The sequence below is a fragment of the Aurantimonas sp. HBX-1 genome, from assembly GCF_021391535.1.
Lineage (GTDB): Bacteria > Pseudomonadota > Alphaproteobacteria > Rhizobiales > Rhizobiaceae > Aurantimonas.
In genome coordinates this window covers 2,303,567-2,325,617 of record NZ_CP090066.1, presented here as the reverse complement: position 1 = coordinate 2,325,617, position 22,051 = coordinate 2,303,567, and the positions used below count along the sequence as shown (strand labels likewise).

The window sequence follows — 22,051 nt, the reverse complement described above, 5'->3', positions numbered from 1 at the left end:
GACCGCGGGGCGACGTTCTCGACCCTCGTGAACCTGTGGCCGTATATGTGGCCGTCGGACCGGCCGGACCTCAGGATGCGGGTGGTCTACGCCTCGGTCTTCCTGATCCTCGCCAAGCTGCTGACCGTCGCCGTCCCGTATTTCTTCAAATGGGCGACGGACGCGCTGGACGGCGCCAACAGCGCCCGCGAATGGCTGCCGCTGATCGTCACCGGCGCCGTCACGCTGGTCGTCGCGTACAATGTCGCGCGGGTGATCGCCGTCGGGCTCAACCAGCTTCGGGACGCGCTGTTCGCGCGGGTCGGCCAGCATGCGGTGCGCCGGCTCGCCTACCAGACCTTCGTGCACATGCATCAGCTGTCGCTGCGCTTCCATCTCGAGCGGCGCACCGGCGGCCTGTCGCGGATCATCGAGCGCGGCACCAAGGGGATCGAGGCGATCGTCCGCTTCACCATCCTCAACACCGTGCCGACGGTGCTGGAATTCGCGCTCGTCGCGGTGATCTTCGGCGTTTCCTACGGCCTCTCCTACGTCGTCGTGGTCGCCGTGACGGTGTGGCTCTACAGCTGGTTCACCATCAAGGCGAGCGACTGGCGCATCCACATCCGCCGCGACATGAACGAGTCCGATACCGACGCCAACACCAAGGCGATCGACTCGCTGCTCAACTTCGAGACGGTGAAGTATTTCGGCAACGAGGCGATGGAGGCGCGACGCTTCGATCACTCGATGGCGCGCTACGAAGTCGCCGCGACCCGGATCTGGACCTCGCTCGGCTGGCTGAATTTCGGCCAGGGCGTGATCTTCGGCGTCGGCATGGGCGTCACCATGGTGATGTCGGCGCTGGAGGTGCGGGCCGGCACCCAGACGCTCGGCGACTTCGTGTTCATCAACGCCATGCTGATGCAGCTGTCGGTCCCGCTGAACTTCATCGGCTTCGTCTATCGCGAGATCCGCCAGGGTATGACCGACATCGAGCAGATGTTCGACCTGCTGGCGGTCGAGGCCGAGGTGAAGGATCCGGCGGGGGCGCCGGCGCTGGTGGTGCGCGAGGGCGCGATCCGCTTCGAGAACGTCCGCTTCGGCTACGATCCGGAGCGGGAGATCCTGAAGGGCGTGTCCTTCGAGGTGCCGCCGGGCAAGTCGGTGGCAATCGTCGGTCCTTCCGGCGCCGGCAAGTCGACGATCTCGCGGCTGCTGTTCCGCTTCTACGACGTCAGTTCCGGCCGCATCCTGATCGACGACCAGGACATCGCCGCCGTCCGCCAGGAGTCGGTGCGCGCCGCCATCGGCATCGTCCCGCAGGACACGGTGCTGTTCAACGACACGATCGCCTACAATGTCCGCTACGGCCGCATCGACGCGACGGAGGCCGATGTCGAGCGGGCGGCGGAACTGGCGCAGATCGCCTCGTTCATCCGCGAACTGCCGGGCGGCTTCGACGCCATGGTCGGCGAGCGGGGCCTGAAACTGTCGGGTGGCGAGAAGCAGCGCGTGGCGATCGCCCGCACCATTCTCAAGGCGCCGCCGATCCTGGTGCTCGACGAGGCGACCTCGGCGCTCGACACCCATACCGAGCAGGACATCCAGACGGCGCTCGACATGGTGTCGAAGGAGCGAACCACGCTGACCATCGCGCACCGGCTGTCGACCATCATCAATGCCGACGAGATCATCGTGCTGAAGGCCGGCGAGATCGTCGAGCGAGGATCGCATCGGAGCCTCTTGGCCGCCGGCGGCCTCTATGCCGAGATGTGGGCGATGCAGCGCGAGGCGACGGAGGCGGAGGAGACGCTGCGCCGGGCCCGCGAGGCGGACCGGCTCGGGGTTGTCGAGCGCCGCCCGCCGCCGGCGCCCTGAGGCGGCGAGGGCGCCCTGCGATGCCGCCGGCGTGATGCGGCGGCTTTTGCGCTGAGGCCGCCGTTCGGCTAGACCCGGCGGAACGATCGGGCGGCCCGCGCCCTTCCGGCATGACACCTGTCGCGCCACCCCGCCTGAGGAAAAGACCGCCCGAGATGCACATATTCGCTTCGATCCGCAACGTGATGGCCCCGGTCCACAAGGCTGGCTACCCGTTCATCGCGGCGTTCTTCGCCGTCGCCGTGGTGCTCGGCTTCTTCTGGGAGCCGCTGTTCTGGCTCGGCCTGATCCTGACCGCCTGGTGCGCCTATTTCTTCCGTGACCCCGAGCGGGTGACGCCGGTCGCCGATCATCTGGTGGTCAGCCCCGCCGACGGCCGCGTCTCGCTGGTCGGGCACGTGGTGCCGCCCGCCGAGCTCGGCCTCGGCGTCGAGCCGATGCTGCGCATCTCGGTGTTCATGAGCGTCTTCGACTGCCACGTGAACCGCGCCCCGATGCGCGGCCGCGTCACTCGTATCGCCTATCGCGAGGGCGAGTTCCGCAATGCCGAGCTCGACAAGGCCAGCGAGGTCAACGAGCGCAACTCGCTGGTCGTCGACGGGCCACAGGGCGAGATCGGCGTCGTGCAGATCGCCGGGCTGGTGGCGCGGCGGATCATCTGCTGGTCGAAGGTTGAGGATCGGCTGGAGGCCGGCGAGCGGATCGGTTTGATCCGCTTCGGCTCGCGGCTCGACGTCTACCTGCCGGACGGCGCGCGGCCGCGCGTCGCGGAAGGCCAGACGGCGATCGCCGGGGAAACGATCATCGCCGAATTCGGCAACCAGCTTCCGACCTGGCCGTCGAGGCGCGACTGATGGCAATCGGTTCGCCCTTTCCGCCCTTCGAGCCCGGCAAGCCGGACGAGGCCGACGTGCCGGCCCGGCGCCGCATCCCGTTCCGGCGCATCGCGCCGAACCTGATCACGCTGCTGTCGATCTGCGCAGGCATGACCGGCATCCGCATGGCCTTCGAGGGGCGCTTCGAGCTTGCGGTCAGCCTGGTTCTGGGCGCCGCGCTGCTCGACGGGATCGACGGAAGGGTGGCGCGCTATCTCAAGGGCCAGAGTCGCTTCGGAGCGGAGATGGATTCGCTCGCCGACATCGTGAATTTCGGCGTCGCCCCGGGCCTCGTGCTCTACGCCTACATGCTGCATGACGCCGGCTCGCTCGGATGGATCGCAGCGCTGCTCTATTCCAGCGCCTGCGCGCTGCGCCTGGCGCGGTTCAACACGATGCTCGACGATCCGCACCGGCCGAAATGGCATTCGGCCTTCTTCGTCGGCGTGCCGGCACCGGCCGGGGCGGCGCTCGCGATGTTCCCGGTGTATCTCAGCTTTTCCGGCTTCGAACTCGGCGTACCGGCGGTGACCGCCAGCATCGCCAGCGTCTATCTCGTCGCGATCGGACTGCTGATGGCGAGCCGCCTGCCGACCTGGTCGGGCAAGGGGGCCGGAATCCGGGTGCCGCGCGACTATGCGATCCCGATCATTCTCGGCCTGGTCGCCTATGTCGCGGTGCTGCTGAGCTTCTTCTGGCAGACCCTGACCCTGACCGCGATCGCCTATTTCGTGTCGATCGCCTTCTCGGTCCGCGCCTTCAGCCGGCGGGCGGCGCTCGCCAGCGACGAGGATCAGGCCGGGTCGCGGTAGTCCAGGAACCGGCCGGCCCGCACGTCGAACAGCTTGCCGGTCTCGGTGACGCCGGCAAACGCCAGCGGCACGATCTTCGCGGCGACCTCGCGGGCCGTCGGCAGCGACTTCGGATCCTCGCCCGGCATCGCCTGGGCCCGCATGGCGGTGCGCGTGGCACCCGGATTGACCGAGTTCACGCGCAGCGGGAGGCTCTGCGTCTCGTTCGCCCAGGATCGTACCAGTGCCTCGGTCGCGGCCTTGCTGGCGGCATAGAGCGACCAGAAAGCCTTCGCCGAATGCGCCGCGCCCGAGGATGTGACGATGGCGCGACCGGCCTGCGCCTTGCGCAGCAGCGGGTCCACGGAGCGGATCAGCCGCCAAGTGGCGGTGACGTTCACCGTCATGGTCTTTTCGAAGGTCTTCGCCTCGATATGGCCGATCGGCGCCAGCACGCCGAGAAGGCCGGCGTTGGAGACCAGCACGTCGAGCCGGCCCCAGCGTTCGTTGATGGCACCGCCCAGCCGGTCGATGCCGCCCATGTCGGTGAGGTCGAGCGGCACCAGCGTGGCCGAGCCGCCGGCCGACTTGATCTCGTCGTCGAGTTCCTCGAGCCCGCCGACGGTGCGGGCGAGGGCGATGACGTGGGCGCCTTCGGCGGCCAGTCCCTTGGCGATCTGGTAGCCGATGCCACGGGAGGCGCCGGTGACCAGCGCGACCTTGTCCTTGAGCTGTCCGGTCATGCGATCTCTGTCGAAGCGAATGCGTTGGGGAAAGTCTAGCCCGCGCCGCCGAGCAGCGACAACTGTCGGACATTGTCCGTGCCGTCCTGGTCGGTGAGCGAGGTCGGATAGTCGCCGGTGAAGCAGGCGTCGCAGAACTGCGGCATCATCCGGTTGCGCTCCGGTTCGTCGCAGGCCCGGTAGAGCCCGTCGATCGTGAGGAAAGCGAGGGAATCGACCTTGATGTAGTCGGCCATTTCCTCGATCGTCATGCGCGAGGCGAGCAGCTTGCCCTTCTCCGGCGTGTCGACGCCGTAGAAGCAGCTGGCGCGCGTCGGCGGCGAGGCGATGCGCATGTGCACCTCGGCCGCGCCGGCCTCGCGGACCATCTGCACGATCTTCTGGCTGGTGGTGCCGCGCACGATCGAATCGTCGACCAGCACGACGCGCTTGCCCTCGAGGATCTTGCGGTTGGCGTTGTGCTTCAGCTTGACGCCCATGTGCCGGATCGCGTCGGTCGGCTGGATGAAGGTCCGGCCGACATAGTGGTTGCGGATGATCCCCAGCTCGAAAGGCAGGTTGGCTTCCTGCGCGTAGCCGATGGCGGCGGGAACGCCGGAGTCCGGTACCGGCACGACAATGTCGGCTTCGGCATGGCTCTCGCGGGCGAGCTCCGCTCCGATCTTCTTGCGGATGTCGTAGACGTTGCGGCCTTCGACATTGGAGTCCGGCCGGGCGAAGTAGACATATTCGAAGATGCAGAAGCGCGGTCGGCGCGCCTGGAAGGGGAAGAGGCTCTCGACGCCGTCCTCGGTGATGATCACCAGTTCGCCCGGCGCGATGTCGCGCACGAAGGTCGCGCCCATGATGTCCAGCGCGCAGGTCTCGGAGGCGAGGATCAGCGAGCCCTCGAACTCGCCGAGCACCAGCGGCCGGATGCCGAGCGGATCGCGTACGCCGACCATCTTCTTCGACGACAGCCCGACCAGCGAGAAGGCGCCCTCGAGCCGCGACAGCGCATCGATGAGCTTGTCGACGAACAGCCGCCCGGCGCTGGTCGCGACGAGGTGCAGGATCGTCTCGGTGTCGGAGGTGGAGGAGAAGATCGAGCCGCGGCGCTGCAGCTCGCGCTGCACCGTCATCGCGTTGGTGATGTTGCCGTTGTGCGCGACCGCGAAGCCGCCGGCGGAGAGTTCGGCGAAGAAGGGCTGGACATTGCGCAGGCCGCCGCCGCCGGTGGTGGCGTAGCGAGTATGGCCGATCGCCGAGGTGCCCGGCAGGCGTTCGAGCACCGACTGCTTGGTGAAGGTGTCGCCGATCAGCCCGGAATGGCGTTCCACATGGAACTGCGAGCCGTCGAAGGAGACGATGCCGGCGGCCTCCTGGCCGCGATGCTGCAGGGCGTGCAGCCCCAGCGTCACGACGGCGGCCGCATCGGTCCGCTGGAAAATGCCGAACACGCCGCATTCCTCATGCAGCGAATCGTCGCCAAAAGGCGTCTCATCCATGATTTTGTCCGCCGTTTGCCGGTGCGCCCCGGCCTGCCGTCGTAGAGGGCACCATATAGGGCCGCGCTCGCCGATGCGCGAGTCTTTGCTGCACGCTGCGTCTAATTCCGCACGACCTCAATTGGCGGCAGGCGGCGGTGCATCGCCGGATTCGTCGATCAGGCCCTCGATGGAGCTGGGTTCTTCCGGCGCCGCCGCACCGTCCGGTGCGGGAACAGCGCCGGGCTCTCCATCGGGAGCTGGTACGGCGCTGGGTTCCCCTTCCGTGCCCTGGATCTGGTCCATGATGACCTGCTCGGGATTCTCCGGCAGGGCCGCCACCAGCCGCTGGCCGAGGTCGTCGAGGAAGGGCTTGCTGCGCGATTCCGCGATCCACTGCGGCTGATTCGCCGGGGCCAGCCAGTTGAAGAACAGCATGGCGACGACGACGAGCAGCAGCCCGCGCACCGCGCCGAAGACGAAGCCGAGGGCACGGTCGATGGCACCCACCCGGCTGTCGATGATGAAATCGGCGATCCGCAGCGTGATGAACGAGACGACGATCAGCGTCACCAGGAAGATCAGCGCGGCCGATACCGCCAAGGCCACCATGTCGGAGGCGATGTACTCGGAAACGTAGGGGGTCAGCGGCCGGTAGAAGAAGAAGGCCGCGGCCGCCGCCACCAGCCACGCCACCACCGACAGAACCTCCCGCGAGAAGCCGCGCACCATCGCGAGGAGCGCCGACACCAGCATGATCGCGAAGAGGATCGCGTCGAGAAGTGTTAGGGTCATGAACGATCGATCCTCTGGGCCCTTCGGAGCCGCGGGAGACCGGGACCTTGCCGGTCCCGTCCGCGCGGCATCGCTGGGGCATAACGCTTCGACGCGGAATTTACACTAGGCCCGCGTCGGAAAATCAAGCATCTGTGGCGCCGCCGCCGGAGGCGACCCGTGCCACGAGGTCCGGCAGCGCCTCGACCTCGAAGCCGCTCATGTCGCGCGAGCGCGGCATGTCGGCCGGCGCCGAGGGCAGCACGGCCTGGCGGAAGCCGAGCTTCTCGGCCTCCTTCAGCCGCTGGGCCGCGTGCGATACCGGCCGCACAGAGCCGGACAGGCTGATTTCGCCGAAATACACGCAGTCGGAGGGCAGGGGCGCGCCGCTGAGCGATGACACCAGCGCCGCCGCCACCGCGAGATCGGCGGCGGGCTCGGAGATGCGGAACCCGCCGGCGACGTTGAGATAGACGTCGTGCTGGCCGAGCCGTACGCCGCAATGGGCTTCCAGCACCGCCAGCACCATCGCGAGCCGCGGCTGGTCCCAGCCGAGCACCGCCCGTCGCGGCGTGCCGAGGGCGGAGGGCGCCACCAGCGCCTGGATCTCCACCAGCACCGGCCGCGTGCCTTCCATGCCGGCGAACACCGCGGCTCCCGGCGCCTTCTCGTTGCGCTCGCCGAGGAACAGCTCGGACGGGTTCTGCACTTCGCGCAAGCCGAGGTCGCCCATTTCGAACACGCCGATCTCGTCGGTGGGGCCGAAGCGGTTCTTGACGGTCCGCAGGATGCGGTAGTGATGGCCGCCTTCGCCCTCGAAATACAGCACCGCGTCGACCATGTGCTCGACCACCCGCGGACCGGCGATCTGCCCCTCCTTGGTGACGTGGCCGACGAGGATCACCGCCGCGCCGCTCGCCTTGGCGAAGCGCACCATCGCCTGCACGCCCGCCCGCACCTGCGTGACGGTGCCGGGAGCGGAATCGGCGAGGTCCGACCACAGGGTCTGGATCGAATCGATGATGACGAGGTCAGGCCGCCGCGCCTCGGCCAGCGTCGCCAGGATGTCCTCGACATTGGTCTCGGCCATCAGCTGCACGTCGGTGTCGGCCGCCTTCAGCCGCTGCGCTCGGAGCCGCACCTGCGCGACCGCCTCCTCGCCGGAGACGTAGACGACGCTGTGGCCGTTGCGGGAGAGGGCGGCTGCCGCCTGCATCAGCAGGGTCGACTTGCCGATGCCGGGATCGCCGCCGATCAGGATCGCCGAGCCGCGCACGATGCCGCCGCCGAGCGCCCGGTCGAGTTCGTCGATCTTCGAGATGATCCGCGGCGCCTCCTCCATCTCGCCGGAGAGCGGCAGCAGCGCGGACGGGCGGCCGCGGCGCCGGGAGCTACCCTGCGGGCCGCCGCCGATGCCGCCGGCGGAGTTCTCCTCGACGATGGTGTTCCACTCGCCGCAGGCTTCGCACTTGCCCTGCCAGCGGGCGGTCACTGAGCCGCAGTTCTGGCAGATGAAGGAGAGTTTCGGCTTGGCCATGCTGTCTTTCGGGGTGCGGGAGATGCGGCAATATGAAGTGAGAACAAATCAGAAACAAGACCGGCGGTTGCTTATCGGCGGCCTGGACCTGGCCCCCGGCGCCGCTCGGATTAGGGCGCAGGGTTCGGCGGGGCAGATGCTACAGGGTGGCGGGTTCGCCCGGAGCCGCATCATGATCCTTGCCGTCCTCGCCTACCTCCTTGCCGTCAATGCGACGGCCTATGCTGCCTTTGCCTACGACAAGGCGATGGCGATCGAGGGCCGGCGCCGCGTTCCCGAGCGCCGGCTGCTGGGCCTCGCGCTGATCGGCGGCAGCGTCGGGGCGGTCGCTGCGCAGCGGGTGCTGCGGCACAAGACGCGGAAGGAGCCCTTCCGTTCGCAGCTGCGGGGGATCGTCGGCCTGCATGTCGTCCTGGTCCTCGGCGCGGCGTTCGTCGGCCCGGACGCGCTGGCAATGATCGGGACGACGATCGTGGACGCGGCCTTTCCGCGCTAGGCCCGGCCGCCGCCCGTCGGATCGTCCGTCAGGTCCAATGGCGGGCGACCCGCCTGCCCATCCCGGTGAGGATCTCGTAGGCGATCGTCCCTGCCGCCGCGGCGACGTCGTCGATCGCCACGCCGGGGCCGAAGAACTCCACACGGTCGCCGGGCTGGACGCCACCCTCCGGCAGTGCGGAAACGTCGAGCAGGGTCATGTCCATCGAGATGCGGCCGATCACCGGCACGCGCTGCCCGGCGAGCAAGGCGTCAGCCGCCGGACACAACGGCCGCAATGCGATGCCGGCGCCGGAGGCGGCGCGCGGCAGGCCGTCGGCATAGCCGATGCCGACCGTGGCAATGCGGGTGTTCCGCTCCAGCCGGACCGCGGCACCGTAGCCGACGACCTCGCCGGCGCGGGCGGTCCGGACCTGCAGGATCGCGGCGGTCAGCCGCGCGACCGGCTGCAGCACTCCCGTCGATCGCGGCCCGGCGCTGCCGCCATAGAGCCCGATGCCGGGCCGCGTCAGATCGAAGCCGAATCCCGGACCGAGAAACACGCCGGCGGAGTTAGCCAGCGAGCGCGGCACGCCGGGGAAGAGGGCGGACAGGGCGAGAAACCGCTGCAGCTGGTCGTCGCTCTGTGCGGTGGGCTCGTCGGCCGAAGCGAGATGGCTCATCACCAGGCAGAGCGGCAGGTCGCCGGCTGCGTGAAGCGCCGCGGCATGGCGCGCGTCGGCTTCGCCGAGGCCGAGGCGGTTCATGCCGGTCTCCAGCTGCAGCGCGGCGGGGACCCGGGAGGCCGCGGCGCTGGTCCCGTCTCGCCAGCAGGCGACGTCGTCCGGGGTGGAAAGCACCGGAACGAGGTCGTGCGCGAGATGCAGGGCCACCGTCGCCGCTTCGAGGCCCTGAAGGACGTAGATCCGCGTGGCCGCTCCGCCGGAATCGAGACCGGCCCGCGCCAGGGCCTCGCGCACCGCCACGCCCTCAGACGCCCAGGCGACGAAGAAGTCCCGGCAGCCGGCTTGGTGGAGGGCGGTCGCGACATCCGCGGCGCCGAGCCCATAGCCGTCGGCCTTCACCGCCGCGCCGGTGCGCGCGCCCGGCTGGCGCGCCGCCAACGTCCGCCAGTTCGCCTGGAGCGCCGCGCGGTCGATCTCGAGCACCGGCATGCGCGACGCGACGGCGCTCCGATCGGAAGGGCCCGGCACGGCGCGGCCTATTCGTAGCGCTCGGGCAGGTAGGTCTCGTCCGCCAGGTCGGTGAAGCGCGTGTATTCGGCCTGGAAGGCGAGGGGCACGGTGCCGGTCGGGCCATGGCGCTGTTTGGCGATGATCACCTCGGCCTTGCCGCGGGCCTCGTTCAGCGCCTGCTCCCATTTGAGGTGCTCGTCGGTGCCCGGCTTCGGCTCGCGGTTCGAGAGGTAGTATTCGTCGCGGTAGACGAACATCACCACGTCGGCGTCCTGCTCGATCGAGCCCGATTCGCGCAGATCGGAGAGCTGCGGGCGCTTGTCCTCGCGGCTCTCCACCTGGCGCGACAGCTGCGACAGCGCGATGATCGGCACCGACAGCTCCTTGGCCAGCGCCTTGAGGCCGGTGGTGATCTCGGTGATCTCCTGCACGCGGTTCTGCGAGGAGGCCTTGGACGAGCCCTGCATCAGCTGCACGTAGTCGATGACCATGACGTCGAGGCCGCGCTGGCGCTTCAGCCGCCGTGCCCGGGCCGCGAGCTGGGCGATCGAGATGCCGCCGGTCTGGTCGATGTAGAGCGGCAGCTTCTGCATCATCTCAGAACAGGCGATCAGCTTGGTCAGCTCCTGGTCGTTGATGTTGCCGCGCCGGATTTTCGAGGACGAGATCTCCGTCTGCTCGGAGATGATGCGGGTGGCGAGCTGTTCGGCCGACATTTCCAGGCTGAAGAAGCCGACGACGCCGCCGTTCTTGGCCTTGAAGGATCCGTCGGCCTGCTCGGCCGGCTCGTAGGCCGCGGCGATGTTGAAGGCGATGTTGGTGGCCAGCGACGTCTTGCCCATCGCCGGGCGGCCGGCGAGGATGATCAGATCCGACGACTGCAGTCCGCCCATCCGCCGGTCGAGGCCGATGATGCCGGAGGAGACGCCCGACAGGCCTCCGTCGCGGTCCTTGGCCGCCGTCGCCATCTGCACCGCCAGCGTCACCGCCTCGGTGAAGGACTGGAAGCCGCCGTCGTAGCGGCCGGTCTCGGCGAGTTCGAACAGCCGCCGCTCGGCGTCCTCGATCTGGCCCTTCGGCTCCATGTCGAGGGGCGCGTCGAAGGCGATGTTCACCATGTCCTCGCCGATCCGGATCAGCGCGCGGCGCATCGCCAGATCGTAGATGGCCCGGCCGTAGTCGGTGGCGTTGATGATGGTCGTCGCCTCGGCGGCGAGGCGGGCGAGATACTGCGCCACCGTCAGCTCGCCGACCTTGTCGTTGGCGGCGAGGAACGTCTTGATCGTCACCGGATTGGCGATCTTGCCCATCCGGATCATCTCAGAGGTCTTGGAGAAGATCTCCCGGTGCAGCGGCTCGAAGAAATGGTCCGGCTTCAGGAAGTCGTGGACGACGTAATAGGCGTCGTTGTTGACGAGCATCGCGCCGAGCAGGGCCTGCTCCGCCTCGATATTGTTGGGCGCCTCGCGGTAGAGCGCCGCGGCGTCCTCGTCGAATTTCCGCGCTGCATCCGCCATGCCGCGTCACCCCTGCCACCGATCCCGTATGGTGCTCTGCCTACACCAGCGGGGCCGCCGCTCAAAGCATGTTGTGCCGGCTCCGCGGCGCCGCAAGCCTGTGGATAACAGCGGGGAAAAGCCGTTGCCTCAGCTGCGCGTCGGCCCGCCCGGCGGCTGGTACCGAACCGCACCGCGATCCGCCCGGCCGCCCGTATCGGATGGGGCAGCCGGGCGGCATCTGCCGTCGGGAATCACTCCGCCGCGCAGCGGTCCTGCCAGCCGCCCTGGCGGGACGCCGCAGCGGCGTCGGCGTCGTCGCGTTCGCGCAGCCGGGCCTCGGCCTCGAACATGTAGTCGCGGGTCAGCGGCAGCGCCTCGCGCGACTTGGTCAGCTGGATCTGGAAGACCACCAGGTCTTGCCAGCGGAAGGTGCATTCCGAGGCGGCCAGGTAGAACTCCCACATGCGGCAGAACCGTTCGTCGTAGAGCGCCTTTGCTTCGTCGCGGCGGGCGGCGAAGCGCTCGCGCCAGTGCCGCAGCGTCTCGGCATAGTGAAGCCGCAGCACCTCCACGTCGGTGACGATCAGGCCGGTCCGCTCGATCGCCTGGGTCACCTGCGACAAAGACGGGAGGTAGCCGCCGGGGAAGATGTACTTGGCGATGAAGGGGTTGGTGTTTGAAGGCTCATCGAACCGGCCGATCGTGTGCAGCAGCATCACCCCGTCCGCCTCCAGCAGTTCGGCGCACCGGCCGAAATACTCCTCGTAGAAGTCGACGCCGACATGTTCGAACATGCCGACCGATACGATCCGGTCGAAGCGTCCCTGGACGTCGCGATAATCCTCGATGCGGAACTTTGCCCGGTCCGCCAGACCCGCATCGTCGGCGCGCCGTCGGGCGATCGCCAGCTGCTCGTCCGACAGGGTGATGCCGGTGACCTCGGCCTGCAGCTGGCGGGCGAGATACAGGCCCATGCCGCCCCAGCCGCAGCCGATGTCGAGGGTCCGCAGCCCCGGCCTGTCGAAATTCAGCTTGGCCGCGATGTGCCGCTTCTTGGCGAGTTGCGCCTCCTCGAGGCTCGCGTCCGGTCGCTCGAAATAGGCGCAGGAATACTGCCGGTCCGCGTCGAGGAACAGGTCGTAGAGCGCTCCCGAGAGGTCGTAGTGATGCTGGACGTTGGCGCGGGCCCGCCGCGGCGTGTTGTTCTGGATGTAGCGGCGATAGAGGAGCCGCGTGCGGGCGATGGCGCGCATCCAGGGCTCGCGGGCCGCGTCGCCGTCTTCGGCGTTCGCGAATATCAGCGCCAGCACGTCGTAGATCGAGCCGGAGACGACGTCGATGCCGCCGTCCATGTAGGCCTCGCCGAATTTCAGCCCGGGATGGAGGGCGACCGCCCGCTCGGCGGCTGCCGTGTTGAAGCGGATGTGGAGCGGCCTGCCGGTGCCGTCGCCCCATTGCGTGACCGCGCCGGAGGCGTCGGTGATGGTCAGGTTGCCGAACTTGAAGAGATGGGAGAGGTAGACGGAGAGAATGCGGTTCATGGATGCTGATCTCCTGGCCGTAGCCTGAAGAACCTCGACCGCCCCGAAGCAGTCGGGAGTTGCTTCGCAAGTTGCACTGCGAAGACGAAGATAATGCTCCCACTGAACATATTAAAAGGGGCCCCACGCTGTGGAGCCCCTTTATGGGTCTTACTTTCCGTCGCCGGCTGTGGTTTCCGCCGACGAAACGCCGGAAACGCGGGTCTCGGCGTGACTAGCGCTGGTCGTCCTCGGACTCGGCCGAAGGCGTCTCGACGCCCTCTTCCTCGCCGGCTTCCTCCTCGGCACCCTCGTCTTCGTCCTCGAACTCTTCCTCGTCGATGCCGTAGATCGCATCGGCGGAGGTCAGATCCTCGCCACGCGACTGCCGCTCGGCCTCGTCCGGCGAACGGGCGACGTTGACGTTGATGGAGACCGAGACTTCCGGATGCAGTGCGATCGAGATCGCGTGCACGCCGATCGCCTTGATCGGCAGGCGCAGCTCGATCTCGTTACGGCCGACCTTGAAGCCATCGGCCGCCAGCAGCTCGGCGATGTCGCGGGTCGACACCGAGCCGTAGAGCTGGCCGGTCTCGCCGGCCGAACGCACCGCGACGAAGCTGCGGCCTTCGAGCGTCTTGGCGATTTCCTGGGCTTCCGACTTGCGCTCCTCGTTGCGCTGGACGAGCTGCGTCTTCTGCGACTCGAACTTGGCGCGGTTCGCCTCGTTGGCGCGCAGGGCGCGGCCGGTCGGCAGCAGGTAGTTGCGGGCGTAGCCGTCGCGCACCTTCACGGTGTCGCCCATCTGGCCGAGCCTTGCGATGCGTTCGAGAAGAATGACGTCCATGGTGGTTTCCTTTCCGGAGGGGGTGAATGTCTGGGGTTACTGGCTGGTAGGGGCGGCGGTGCCGTCGCCCCACCGCCAGGTCTGGAAGAGCCCGAACCCCATGAAGACGAGGAGCGGGAAGGAGAGCAGCAGGATGGCGGCGTAGCTGGTGAACAGCACGAGGCCGCGGCCGGGCCGTCCGCGGCTGCGCCGGTGCAGCGCTGCCAGGCCGACCAGCGTGTAGGCGGCGCCGAATGCACCGACGATGACGGCGCCGACGAGACCGATCGTGCCGCCGGCGAGGACCGCGCCAACACCGGCGGCAAACACCAGCAACGTCGTCCGCGGCAGACCGGCGATGGATGGAATGTCGTCGCGCGGCCGCGGCAGCCGGTTGGAGATGCGCGTCGCCGTGGCGCCGAGATAGAGCCCGATGACCAGCACGATGGTCAGCATGGCCGGCTGCACGAACGGCACCAGCGACACGACGAGGCTGGCGAGTTCGCGCAGCTGTTCCTGGTCCGGTGCATTGGGCCCGGCGACGCCGCCGTCGCCGAGCGCCTGGGCGACGGCCGGAACGAACAATTGCGCGTCGTAGCCGAGCATCCAGCCGAGAAACAGGCAGGCCGCCGTCGCCATGGCGGTGATCGCCATCAGCACGCGCTCGAGCGGATACCAGTCGAGTGGCGGCGTCGCGGGGACATTGCCGTTGGCAGCGCGCATCGGCGCCTCGGCGGGGCGCGCGAGGCCGGCCAGGTGCCCGGCGACCGCCGTCGGGATCGCCATGGAGACGAGCAGCGTCAGCGCGCTGGGAACGGAGAGGGTGATCGCGTAGATCGTCGCGCCCGCGACCGCGGCGGCGATGAAGCCGGCGACGGAGCCCCAGCCGAGGCTGGCGATGGCGATGGGGATCGGGGCGGCCAGGGCCAGGCTCACCGCCGACGCCGACTCCAGCACGATGCCGGCAAACAGCAGCGCGCTGGCAAGGCCCGAGGCCACGGCGATGAGGATGGTGGTTGGCTTCATGTCGGTGCGCTGTCCTGCTCGCGGCAGTTAGAGGCGGTGGCCCCAACTAGGCTTGGTCGTATCCCGCGGCGGCCTGACGCGCGCGGGACGGGAGGCGGCGCCGGGGCGCCGTCTCCCAGAGTGGAAGTCCTACTTCAGGACGTAGGGCAGAAGGCCGAGGAAGCGGGCGCGCTTGATCGCACGGGCGAGGGCCCGCTGGTTCTTCTGCGAGACGGCGGTGATCCGCGACGGGACGATCTTACCGCGCTCGGAAATGTAGCGCTGCAGGAGACGGACGTCCTTGTAGTCGATCTTCGGCGAATCGGTGCCGGCGAACGGGTCGGACTTGCGGCGACGATGAAACGGCCGGCGGGTGGGAAGCTGAGCGATATCGACCATGTTTCTTACTCCGACTCGTCACGGCTGCGGCGCGGGCGATCATCGTCGCGATCGCGACGCGGGCGGTCATCGTCACGGCGGGGACGGTCGCCCCGGTCGCCTCGATCGTCGCGGCCGCCACGGCGGGGCCGGTCGTCGCGCTTCTGCATCATCACCGACTGGCCATCCTCGTGCTCATCGACGCGGATGGTGATGTAGCGGAGGATGTCCTCGTTGAAGCGCATCTGGCGCTCCATCTCCTGCACCGCCGCCGACGGGGCGTCGATGTTCATCAGGGTGTAGTAGGCCTTCCGGTTCTTGTTGATCCGGTAGGTGAGGGTCTTGAGACCCCAGTTCTCGACCTTGCCGACCTTGCCGCCGTTGGTCTCGAGCACGCCACGATACTGCTCGACGAGAGCCTCGACCTGCTGGTTCGAGATATCCTGGCGCGAAAGAAATACGTGCTCGTAAAGAGCCATGCGCTATCGCCTTTCCATTGTTTCGTTCGCATCTGCCCGGGTACAGCGGCTAAGCCTCGTCGACTTCCCTGCGAACCCGGCGAACCGGGACGATGTGGAAAGGCGCCTGTACGAGAACGGTCGAGAGCGGAGACACGGGAAGCCGATGCCTTCTATGGCACCCTGTTGCCGGCACAGCGGCAGCCTTCCGTTCAGCCCCCAGCTGAGGCCCGAGCATTGACGGGTGGCAACTACCGGGTTTCCGCCGGCAATTCAACCCCTCGGCGGTCCGCCGCAGGGCGAAAGCGCCGCTTCCGCGCCCCCGCAGCCTTGACAGGACACAATGGGGACAATCATTGCGGGCACTCGCCGACATGAAATCACAGGAGATCGCGCATGGCCATGGCATTGGTCTTTCCCGGGCAGGGCAGTCAGAGCGTCGGCATGGGCCGGACGCTCTTCGATTCGTTCGCCGAAAGCCGTGCCGTGTTCGAGGAGGTCGACGAGGCGCTCGGCGAGAAGCTCTCGACGCTGATCTTCGAGGGGCCCGACGACCAGCTGACGCTGACCGCCAACGCCCAGCCGGCGTTGATGGCGGTCTCGATCGCCGCGCTGCGGGCGCTCGAGGCCGAGGGGTTCAGCCTGAGCGAGGCGCGTTTCGTCGCCGGTCACTCGCTCGGCGAATATTCGGCCCTGGCCGCGGCCGGAGCGATCACCGTCGCCGACACTGCCCGGCTCCTGCGCATCCGTGGCACCGCCATGCAGGCCGCCGTGCCGCAGGGCGAGGGCGCCATGGCGGCCATTCTCGGCCTCGATGCGGAGGCGGTGCTGGCGCTCTGCGCCGCCGCGGCGGAGGGCGAGGTCTGCGAGCCGGCGAACGACAATGGCGGCGGGCAGATCGTCATCTCCGGCAACCGGGCCGCGATCGACCGCGCCGTGGCGATGGCGCCGGAGCGGGGCGCCAAGCGGGCCATCCCGCTCTCGGTATCCGCGCCCTTTCACTGCCGGCTGATGCAGCCGGCGGCAGAGCGCATGCAGGCGGCGCTGGCCGAGACCGCCATCGCGGCGCCTTCGGTGCCTGTCATATCGAACGTGACGGCGACCCCGACCAGCCAGCCCGACGAGATTCGTGAGCGCCTGGTCCGGCAGGTGACCGGGCAGGTCCGCTGGCGCGAGAGCGTCGAGTTCCTGGCGCGGGAGGGCGTGACGAAGCTGGTCGAGATCGGCAGCGGCCGGGTGCTGAGCGGACTTGCGCGCCGCATCGACAAGAACCTCGTTACGTCTGCAGTCGGGACGGTTGACGAGGTTCGGGCATTTTCCGGAGAACGCGGCTGAAGGCGCAGCGCCAGGAGCCGCGCAACGATAATGGGAAGGAGACCAGATGTTTGACCTGACCGGGCGCAAGGCGCTTGTCACCGGTGCCAGCGGCGGCATCGGCGAGGCGATCGCCCGCGCGTTCCACGCGGCCGGGGCAACCGTGGGCCTGCACGGCACGCGGCGCGAGAAGCTCGACGCGCTCGCCGCCGAACTCGGCGACCGCACGATGGTGTTTCCCGCCGACCTCGCCGACCGCGACGCGCAGAAGGTGCTGGCCGAGACCGCCGAGACGGAGATGCAGGGCGTCGACATCCTCGTGAACAATGCCGGCATCACCCGCGACGGCCTGTTCGTACGGATGTCGGACGACGACTGGGACAGCGTCATCGAGGTGGATCTGACCGCCGCCTTCCGGCTGACGCGCGGCATCACCCATCCGATGATGCGCCGCCGGCACGGGCGAATCATCAACATCACCTCGATCGTCGGCGTCACGGGCAATCCGGGCCAGGCGAATTATTGCGCCGCCAAGGCGGGCATGATCGGCTTTTCCAAGTCGCTCGCCCAGGAAATCGCCTCGCGCAACGTGACGGTGAACTGCATCGCCCCGGGCTTCATCGCCAGCGCCATGACCGACAAGCTGAACGACAAGCAGAAGGACACGATCATGGGGGCGATCCCCATGAAGCGCATGGGCGAGGGCGGCGACATCGCCGCCGCCGCGGTCTATCTGGCATCCGACCAGGCCGGGTACGTCACCGGCCAGACGCTGCACGTCAACGGCGGCATGGTGATGATCTGAGCCGGGCCTTTCCCTTGGCCCCTGCGTCGCGGCGTGGTAAGCGCCGCGCCACCGAACCATTCGACCCACGCTGATGCCCGACGGAGATGCCGGTCGGTGCCGCTTGATAAAGCGTCGCCCCGCGTCTAACGAAAGCGGCAGCACCATCGCAATAGAGGACTGACAATGAGCGATACCGCCGAGCGAGTGAAGAAGATCGTCGTCGAACATCTGGGCGTCGAGCAGGAGAAGGTCACCGAGAACGCCAGCTTCATCGACGATCTTGGCGCCGACAGCCTCGACACGGTCGAGCTCGTCATGGCCTTCGAGGAGGAGTTCGGTGTCGAGATCCCGGACGATGCCGCCGAGACCATCCTCACCGTCGGCGACGCGGTGAAGTTCATCGAGAAGAATCAGGCCTGACGCATCAGGCGGAGCGTCCGCCTGGGCGATTGAGCATTTGATGAGACGAGTTGTTATCACGGGCGTCGGCATGGTCAGCCCCCTCGGGGCGGGTGCCGGCGTCACATGGAAGCGCCTCCTGAACGGCGAGAGCGGTCTCAAGCGGATCGAGCATTTCGAGGTCTCCGACCTCGCGTGCCAGATCGCCGGGCAGATTCCGCGCGGCGCCGGCGAGGACGGCACCTTCGATCCCGACCAGTGGATGGAGCCGAAGGAACAGCGCAAGGTCGATGATTTCATCGTCTATGCGATGGCCGCGGCATCCGAGGCGTTGGACGATGCCGACTGGCATCCCGACAGCTACGAGGACCAGATCGCCAGCGGCGTTCTGATCGGCTCGGGCATCGGCGGCCTGCAGGGTATCGAGCGCACGGCGCTCATCCTTGCCGAAAAGGGCCCCCGCAGGGTCAGCCCCTTCTTCATTCCGGGCAGCCTGATCAACCTTGCGTCCGGCCATGTGTCGATCCGCAACGGCCTGAAGGGCCCCAACCATTCCGTGGTCACCGCCTGCTCGACGGGCGCGCACGCGATCGGCGACGCCTCGCGGATCATCGCCCTCGGCGATGCCGACGTGATGGTCGCCGGCGGCGCGGAATCGCCGGTTTCGCGGCTCGCCGTCGCCGGCTTTGCCGCCTGCCGGGCGCTGTCGACGCATTTCAACGACGATCCGACCCGCGGCTCGCGCCCTTACGACCGTGATCGCGACGGCTTCGTCATGGGCGAGGGCGCCGGCATCGTTGTGCTCGAGGAGCTCGACCACGCCCGCGCACGCGGCGCGCGCATCTATGCCGAGGTGATCGGCTACGGCATGTCGGGCGACGCCTACCACATCACCGCTCCGGCGGAAGACGGCGACGGCGCCTATCGCTGCATGTCCGCGGCGATGAAGCGCGCCGGCATCACCCCGCACGACATCGATTACGTCAACGCCCACGGCACCTCGACGCCGCTCGGCGACGAGATCGAGCTGCGGGCGATCGAGCGGCTGCTCGGCGATGCGGCGGCGGGGATTTCGATGTCCTCGACGAAGTCGGCGATCGGCCATCTTCTCGGCGCCGCGGGTGCCGTCGAGGCGATCTTCTCGGCCCTGGCGATCCGCGACAACGTCGCGCCGCCGACGCTCAATCTCGACAATCCGTCCGTCGAGACGAAGATCGATCTCGTGCCGCACGTGAAGCGCGAGAAGGACATCAAGATCGCGTTGTCGAACTCGTTCGGGTTCGGGGGCACCAACGCGTCGCTGATCCTGCGGCAGCTGGACGAATAGTCCCGCGCATCGTCGGGTCCCGGGGCGCGGTTCGTCCGGGCTTTCGCCACATTCCAGTGATGCTTCGGCGGTCACGGCAACGCATTCGGGGGATGATCCGGTGAGCGAGGACTCGGGAGCCGATTCGAGACGCGAGCGCCGCAGGGCGGCCCGCGAATTGCGGCCGTCGCCGGCTCCCCTGCCGCCGCGCCGCTCGCGCTATGCGCGCAGCCAGCTCGTCATCTTCCTGAACTTCTGCCTGTCGATGGCGCTGTTCCTGATGCTGGCCGCCGGCGCCGTGATCTACTGGGGCGCCGGGCAGTTCGAGGGCCCGGGCCCGCTCCGTCAGGAGGCCACCTACGTCGTGCCGAGCGGCTCGGGCGCGCAGACCATCGCGGCCGGGCTGGAGCGCGAGGGGATCATCAGCGACGCTCAGGTCTTCGAGTATGGCGTGCGGATTGCCGGCGCGGGCGGCGAGCTGAAGCCCGGCGAATACGCGTTCGAGCCCGGCATCTCGATGCGCGGCGTGATGGAGAAGCTGCGCACCGGCAAGTCGATCGTCCACTCCGTCACGATCCCGGAAGGCTGGACGGTCCAGCGCATCTACGACCGCATCGCGGCGTCGGAAGTCCTGTCGGGCGAGATGCCAGAACTGCTGCCCGAGGGCACGCTGCGCCCCGACACCTACCTCGTCCAGCGGGGCGACAGCCGCAAGGGCCTGGTCCAGCGCATGAAGGAAGCCCAGGACCGGCTCGTCGCCGAGATCTGGGAGAAGCGGAACCCCGAGATCCCGGTCGACGACATCGGTCAGTTCCTGACGCTCGCGTCGATCGTCGAGCGGGAGACGGGCATTGCCAGCGAGCGGCCCCACGTCGCCTCGGTCTTCGTCAACCGCCTGCGCAAGGGCATGCGGCTGCAGTCCGACCCGACCTTCCTCTACGGGGTGTACGGCGGTGCCGGAAAGCCGGCTGACCGGCCGGTCACCCAGTCGGACATCGAGAGCGACACGCCCTACAACACCTACCGGATCAACGGTCTGCCGCCGGGCCCGATCGCCAATCCCGGCCGCGCGGCGCTGGAAGCCGTGGCCAATCCGCTGGAGACCGACGACATCTACTTCGTCGCCGACGGGACGGGTGGGCACGTGTTCTCCGAGACGCTGGAAGAGCACAACCGCAATGTGCAGGAGTACCGCGCCTTCGAGCGCCAGCAGCGTGCGGCGACGGAAGCCGCCGAGGAGTGATCGCGCCGCGCCGGATTTCCGGCTGAGCGCATGAGGGGTGAGGCCATGCCCGTCCAGAGCATGACGGGCTTTGCCCGACACGAAGCCGTCGCCGAGGGGATCGAGTTCGTCTGGGAGCTTCGCTCCGTCAACGGCAAGGGCCTCGACATGCGGCTGCGGCTGCCGCCGGGCTTCGAGCCGATCGAGCCGGCGCTTCGCCGCCTCGCCGCCTCGCACCTGTCGCGCGGCAACATCCAGGCCGGGCTGCAGCTGAAGCGCGACGCCACCCTGCCGGAACTCATCGTCAACGACGCCATGCTGAACCGGGTGCTGGCGCTGTCGTCCCGGCTGGTCGCCGACGGTCATGCCGCCGCGCCGACGGCCGACGGTATCCTGGCGATCAAGGGCATCGTCGACGTCGCCGAGATCCGTCCGGACCCGGAGGTGGAGGCCCGGCGACACGCGGCCGTCACCGAGGGCTTCGCGGCGGCGCTGGCGGCACTGGCCGTGGCGCGCCAGTCGGAAGGGGATGCGCTCCGCGAGATCCTGCTGCTGCGCATCGACGAGATCGCCGCGCTCGTCGGCAGGGCCGAGCAGGACCCGGCGCGCTCCCCGCAGGTGATACGCCAGCGCCTCGCCTCGCAGCTTGCCGACCTCCTTGGCACCGACGCCCGGCTCGACGAGGCCCGCCTGCACCAGGAAGCGGCCCTGCTGGCGACACGGGCCGACATCCGCGAGGAGCTCGACCGGCTGCGCGCCCATGTCGACGCCGCGCGGGCACTGCTCGACGGAGGCGGGCCGATCGGACGGCGCCTCGACTTTTTATCGCAGGAATTCAACCGCGAATCGAATACGGTCTGCGCCAAGTCGAACGCGACCTCGCTCACCGCCATCGGGCTGGAGCTGAAGGTCGTGGTCGATCAGTTCCGGGAACAGGTGCAGAATCTAGAATGACGTCGATCTTCGACACCGAATCGCCCATCAAGATCGCGCGTCGCGGCCTGATGCTCGTCCTTTCTTCGCCCTCCGGCGCCGGCAAGTCGACGATCGCCCGGACCTTGCTCGATTCCGATCCGCTGTTCTCGCTGTCGATCAGCGTGACGACGCGCAAGCGCCGGGCCAGCGAGATCGACGGCGTTCACTACCACTTCATCGAGCGTGACGAGTTCCACCAGATGCGCGAGGGCGGCGCCCTGCTGGAATGGGCCGAGGTGCACGGCAACCTCTACGGCACGCCGCGTTCGGCCGCCGAGAAGGCCATGCAGGACGGCCGCGACATGCTGTTCGACATCGACTACCAGGGGGCGCTGCAGCTGCAGCGCCAGGCCAAGGCCGACATCGTCTCGATCTTCATCCTGCCGCCGTCGATGGCAGAATTGAAGACGCGGCTCCTGCGCCGCGCCGAGGATTCCGGCGAGACGATCGCCGTGCGGCTGAAGAACGCCAAGGTGGAGATCGCCCGCTGGCGCGACTACGACTACGTGGTGATCAACGACGATCTCGACCGCGCCTTCTCGGCGGTCCGCTCGATCATCAACGCCGAGCGGTTGCGCCGCGACCGCCGGCCGGGGCTCTACGACTTCACCGCCCAGCTGCTGGCCGAAGAGATCGCTTGAAGCGA

The 22,051-nt window shown here is 68.4% G+C and carries 22 protein-coding genes; 11 read left to right on the top strand and 11 right to left on the bottom strand.

The window, feature by feature from the left end; genetic code table 11:
• The first annotated feature begins 45 nt into the window (after positions 1–45).
• The 3 genes from LXB15_RS11040 to LXB15_RS11030 all read left to right on the top strand — a co-directional run bounded on the left by LXB15_RS11040 (position 46) and on the right by LXB15_RS11030 (position 3,547).
• Positions 46–1,860, top strand: coding sequence for an ABC transporter ATP-binding protein/permease (locus LXB15_RS11040; RefSeq protein WP_233953134.1), 1,815 nt, complete (start codon positions 46–48; stop codon positions 1,858–1,860).
• Between the two features lie 155 nt (positions 1,861–2,015).
• On the top strand, positions 2,016–2,714 hold the full coding sequence (locus LXB15_RS11035; protein ID WP_233948511.1) for a phosphatidylserine decarboxylase: 699 nt from the start codon (positions 2,016–2,018) through the stop codon (positions 2,712–2,714).
• 5 nt (positions 2,715–2,719) lie between these two features.
• The gene (locus tag LXB15_RS11030; protein ID WP_233953133.1) at positions 2,720–3,547 is read left to right on the top strand and encodes a phosphatidylcholine/phosphatidylserine synthase; all 828 of its coding nucleotides are present in this window, start codon (positions 2,720–2,722) and stop codon (positions 3,545–3,547) included.
• On the opposite strand, the gene LXB15_RS11025 is transcribed toward LXB15_RS11030, so the two are convergent.
• The 4 genes from LXB15_RS11025 to radA form a co-directional block, all read right to left on the bottom strand.
• Positions 3,529–4,269 (bottom strand): SDR family NAD(P)-dependent oxidoreductase, encoded by a 741-nt coding sequence (locus tag LXB15_RS11025; protein ID WP_233948510.1) that lies wholly within the window; start codon positions 4,267–4,269, stop codon positions 3,529–3,531. The two genes, LXB15_RS11030 and LXB15_RS11025, sit on opposite strands and share 19 nt — an antisense overlap.
• Positions 4,270–4,304: 35 nt before the next feature.
• A complete protein-coding gene (gene purF, locus LXB15_RS11020; protein WP_233948509.1) occupies positions 4,305–5,756 on the bottom strand; it encodes an amidophosphoribosyltransferase in 1,452 nt (483 codons plus the stop codon).
• A gap of 117 nt (positions 5,757–5,873) precedes the next feature.
• Positions 5,874–6,530 (bottom strand): CvpA family protein, encoded by a 657-nt coding sequence (locus LXB15_RS11015; RefSeq protein WP_233948508.1) that lies wholly within the window; start codon positions 6,528–6,530, stop codon positions 5,874–5,876.
• Between the two features lie 124 nt (positions 6,531–6,654).
• Positions 6,655–8,046: a DNA repair protein RadA gene (gene radA / locus LXB15_RS11010; RefSeq protein WP_233948507.1), complete on the bottom strand. Its 1,392-nt coding sequence runs from the start codon at positions 8,044–8,046 to the stop codon at positions 6,655–6,657.
• Positions 8,047–8,218: 172 nt separating this feature from the next.
• Here radA and LXB15_RS11005 point away from each other — a divergent pair, with 172 nt between their 5' ends.
• Entirely contained in the window at positions 8,219–8,542 is a 324-nt protein-coding gene (locus tag LXB15_RS11005) for a DUF1294 domain-containing protein (RefSeq protein WP_233948506.1), read from the top strand.
• 28 nt (positions 8,543–8,570) lie between these two features.
• Here LXB15_RS11005 and alr read toward each other — a convergent pair whose 3' ends face one another.
• The 7 genes from alr to rpsF all read right to left on the bottom strand — a co-directional run bounded on the left by alr (position 8,571) and on the right by rpsF (position 15,423).
• A complete protein-coding gene (alr, locus tag LXB15_RS11000; RefSeq protein ID WP_233948505.1) occupies positions 8,571–9,734 on the bottom strand; it encodes an alanine racemase in 1,164 nt (387 codons plus the stop codon).
• An 8-nt stretch (positions 9,735–9,742) separates the two neighbouring features.
• A complete protein-coding gene (locus LXB15_RS10995) occupies positions 9,743–11,233 on the bottom strand; it encodes a replicative DNA helicase (protein WP_233948504.1) in 1,491 nt (496 codons plus the stop codon).
• Between the two features lie 233 nt (positions 11,234–11,466).
• Positions 11,467–12,756 carry a cyclopropane-fatty-acyl-phospholipid synthase family protein gene (locus LXB15_RS10990; protein WP_233948503.1) on the bottom strand — a complete coding sequence of 430 codons (1,290 nt, stop codon included), beginning with the start codon at positions 12,754–12,756 and terminating at the stop codon, positions 11,467–11,469.
• Positions 12,757–12,970: 214 nt separating this feature from the next.
• Entirely contained in the window at positions 12,971–13,582 is a 612-nt protein-coding gene (gene rplI, locus LXB15_RS10985; RefSeq protein WP_233948502.1) for a 50S ribosomal protein L9, read from the bottom strand.
• Positions 13,583–13,618: 36 nt separating this feature from the next.
• Positions 13,619–14,587 (bottom strand): hypothetical protein, encoded by a 969-nt coding sequence (locus LXB15_RS10980; RefSeq protein ID WP_233948501.1) that lies wholly within the window; start codon positions 14,585–14,587, stop codon positions 13,619–13,621.
• A gap of 129 nt (positions 14,588–14,716) precedes the next feature.
• The gene (gene rpsR / locus LXB15_RS10975) at positions 14,717–14,965 is read right to left on the bottom strand and encodes a 30S ribosomal protein S18 (protein ID WP_163043733.1); all 249 of its coding nucleotides are present in this window, start codon (positions 14,963–14,965) and stop codon (positions 14,717–14,719) included.
• Positions 14,966–14,970: 5 nt separating this feature from the next.
• The gene (gene rpsF, locus LXB15_RS10970) at positions 14,971–15,423 is read right to left on the bottom strand and encodes a 30S ribosomal protein S6 (protein WP_233948500.1); all 453 of its coding nucleotides are present in this window, start codon (positions 15,421–15,423) and stop codon (positions 14,971–14,973) included.
• A gap of 375 nt (positions 15,424–15,798) precedes the next feature.
• Here rpsF and fabD point away from each other — a divergent pair, with 375 nt between their 5' ends.
• The 7 genes from fabD to gmk all read left to right on the top strand — a co-directional run bounded on the left by fabD (position 15,799) and on the right by gmk (position 22,046).
• Positions 15,799–16,737, top strand: coding sequence for an ACP S-malonyltransferase (gene fabD / locus LXB15_RS10965; protein WP_233948499.1), 939 nt, complete (start codon positions 15,799–15,801; stop codon positions 16,735–16,737).
• A 46-nt stretch (positions 16,738–16,783) separates the two neighbouring features.
• The gene (gene fabG, locus LXB15_RS10960) at positions 16,784–17,521 is read left to right on the top strand and encodes a 3-oxoacyl-[acyl-carrier-protein] reductase (protein ID WP_233948498.1); all 738 of its coding nucleotides are present in this window, start codon (positions 16,784–16,786) and stop codon (positions 17,519–17,521) included.
• 165 nt (positions 17,522–17,686) lie between these two features.
• Positions 17,687–17,923 carry an acyl carrier protein gene (locus LXB15_RS10955; protein ID WP_026358398.1) on the top strand — a complete coding sequence of 79 codons (237 nt, stop codon included), beginning with the start codon at positions 17,687–17,689 and terminating at the stop codon, positions 17,921–17,923.
• A 40-nt stretch (positions 17,924–17,963) separates the two neighbouring features.
• The gene (fabF, locus tag LXB15_RS10950; protein WP_233948497.1) at positions 17,964–19,229 is read left to right on the top strand and encodes a beta-ketoacyl-ACP synthase II; all 1,266 of its coding nucleotides are present in this window, start codon (positions 17,964–17,966) and stop codon (positions 19,227–19,229) included.
• 100 nt (positions 19,230–19,329) lie between these two features.
• Positions 19,330–20,451, top strand: a complete 1,122-nt coding sequence (gene mltG, locus LXB15_RS10945; protein ID WP_233948496.1) for an endolytic transglycosylase MltG — start codon at positions 19,330–19,332, stop codon at positions 20,449–20,451.
• 45 nt (positions 20,452–20,496) lie between these two features.
• The gene (locus LXB15_RS10940) at positions 20,497–21,384 is read left to right on the top strand and encodes a YicC/YloC family endoribonuclease (RefSeq protein ID WP_233948495.1); all 888 of its coding nucleotides are present in this window, start codon (positions 20,497–20,499) and stop codon (positions 21,382–21,384) included.
• Positions 21,381–22,046 (top strand): guanylate kinase, encoded by a 666-nt coding sequence (gene gmk, locus LXB15_RS10935; RefSeq protein WP_233948494.1) that lies wholly within the window; start codon positions 21,381–21,383, stop codon positions 22,044–22,046. Before LXB15_RS10940 ends, gmk begins: the two co-directional genes overlap by 4 nt.
• Positions 22,047–22,051: the final 5 nt, after the last annotated feature.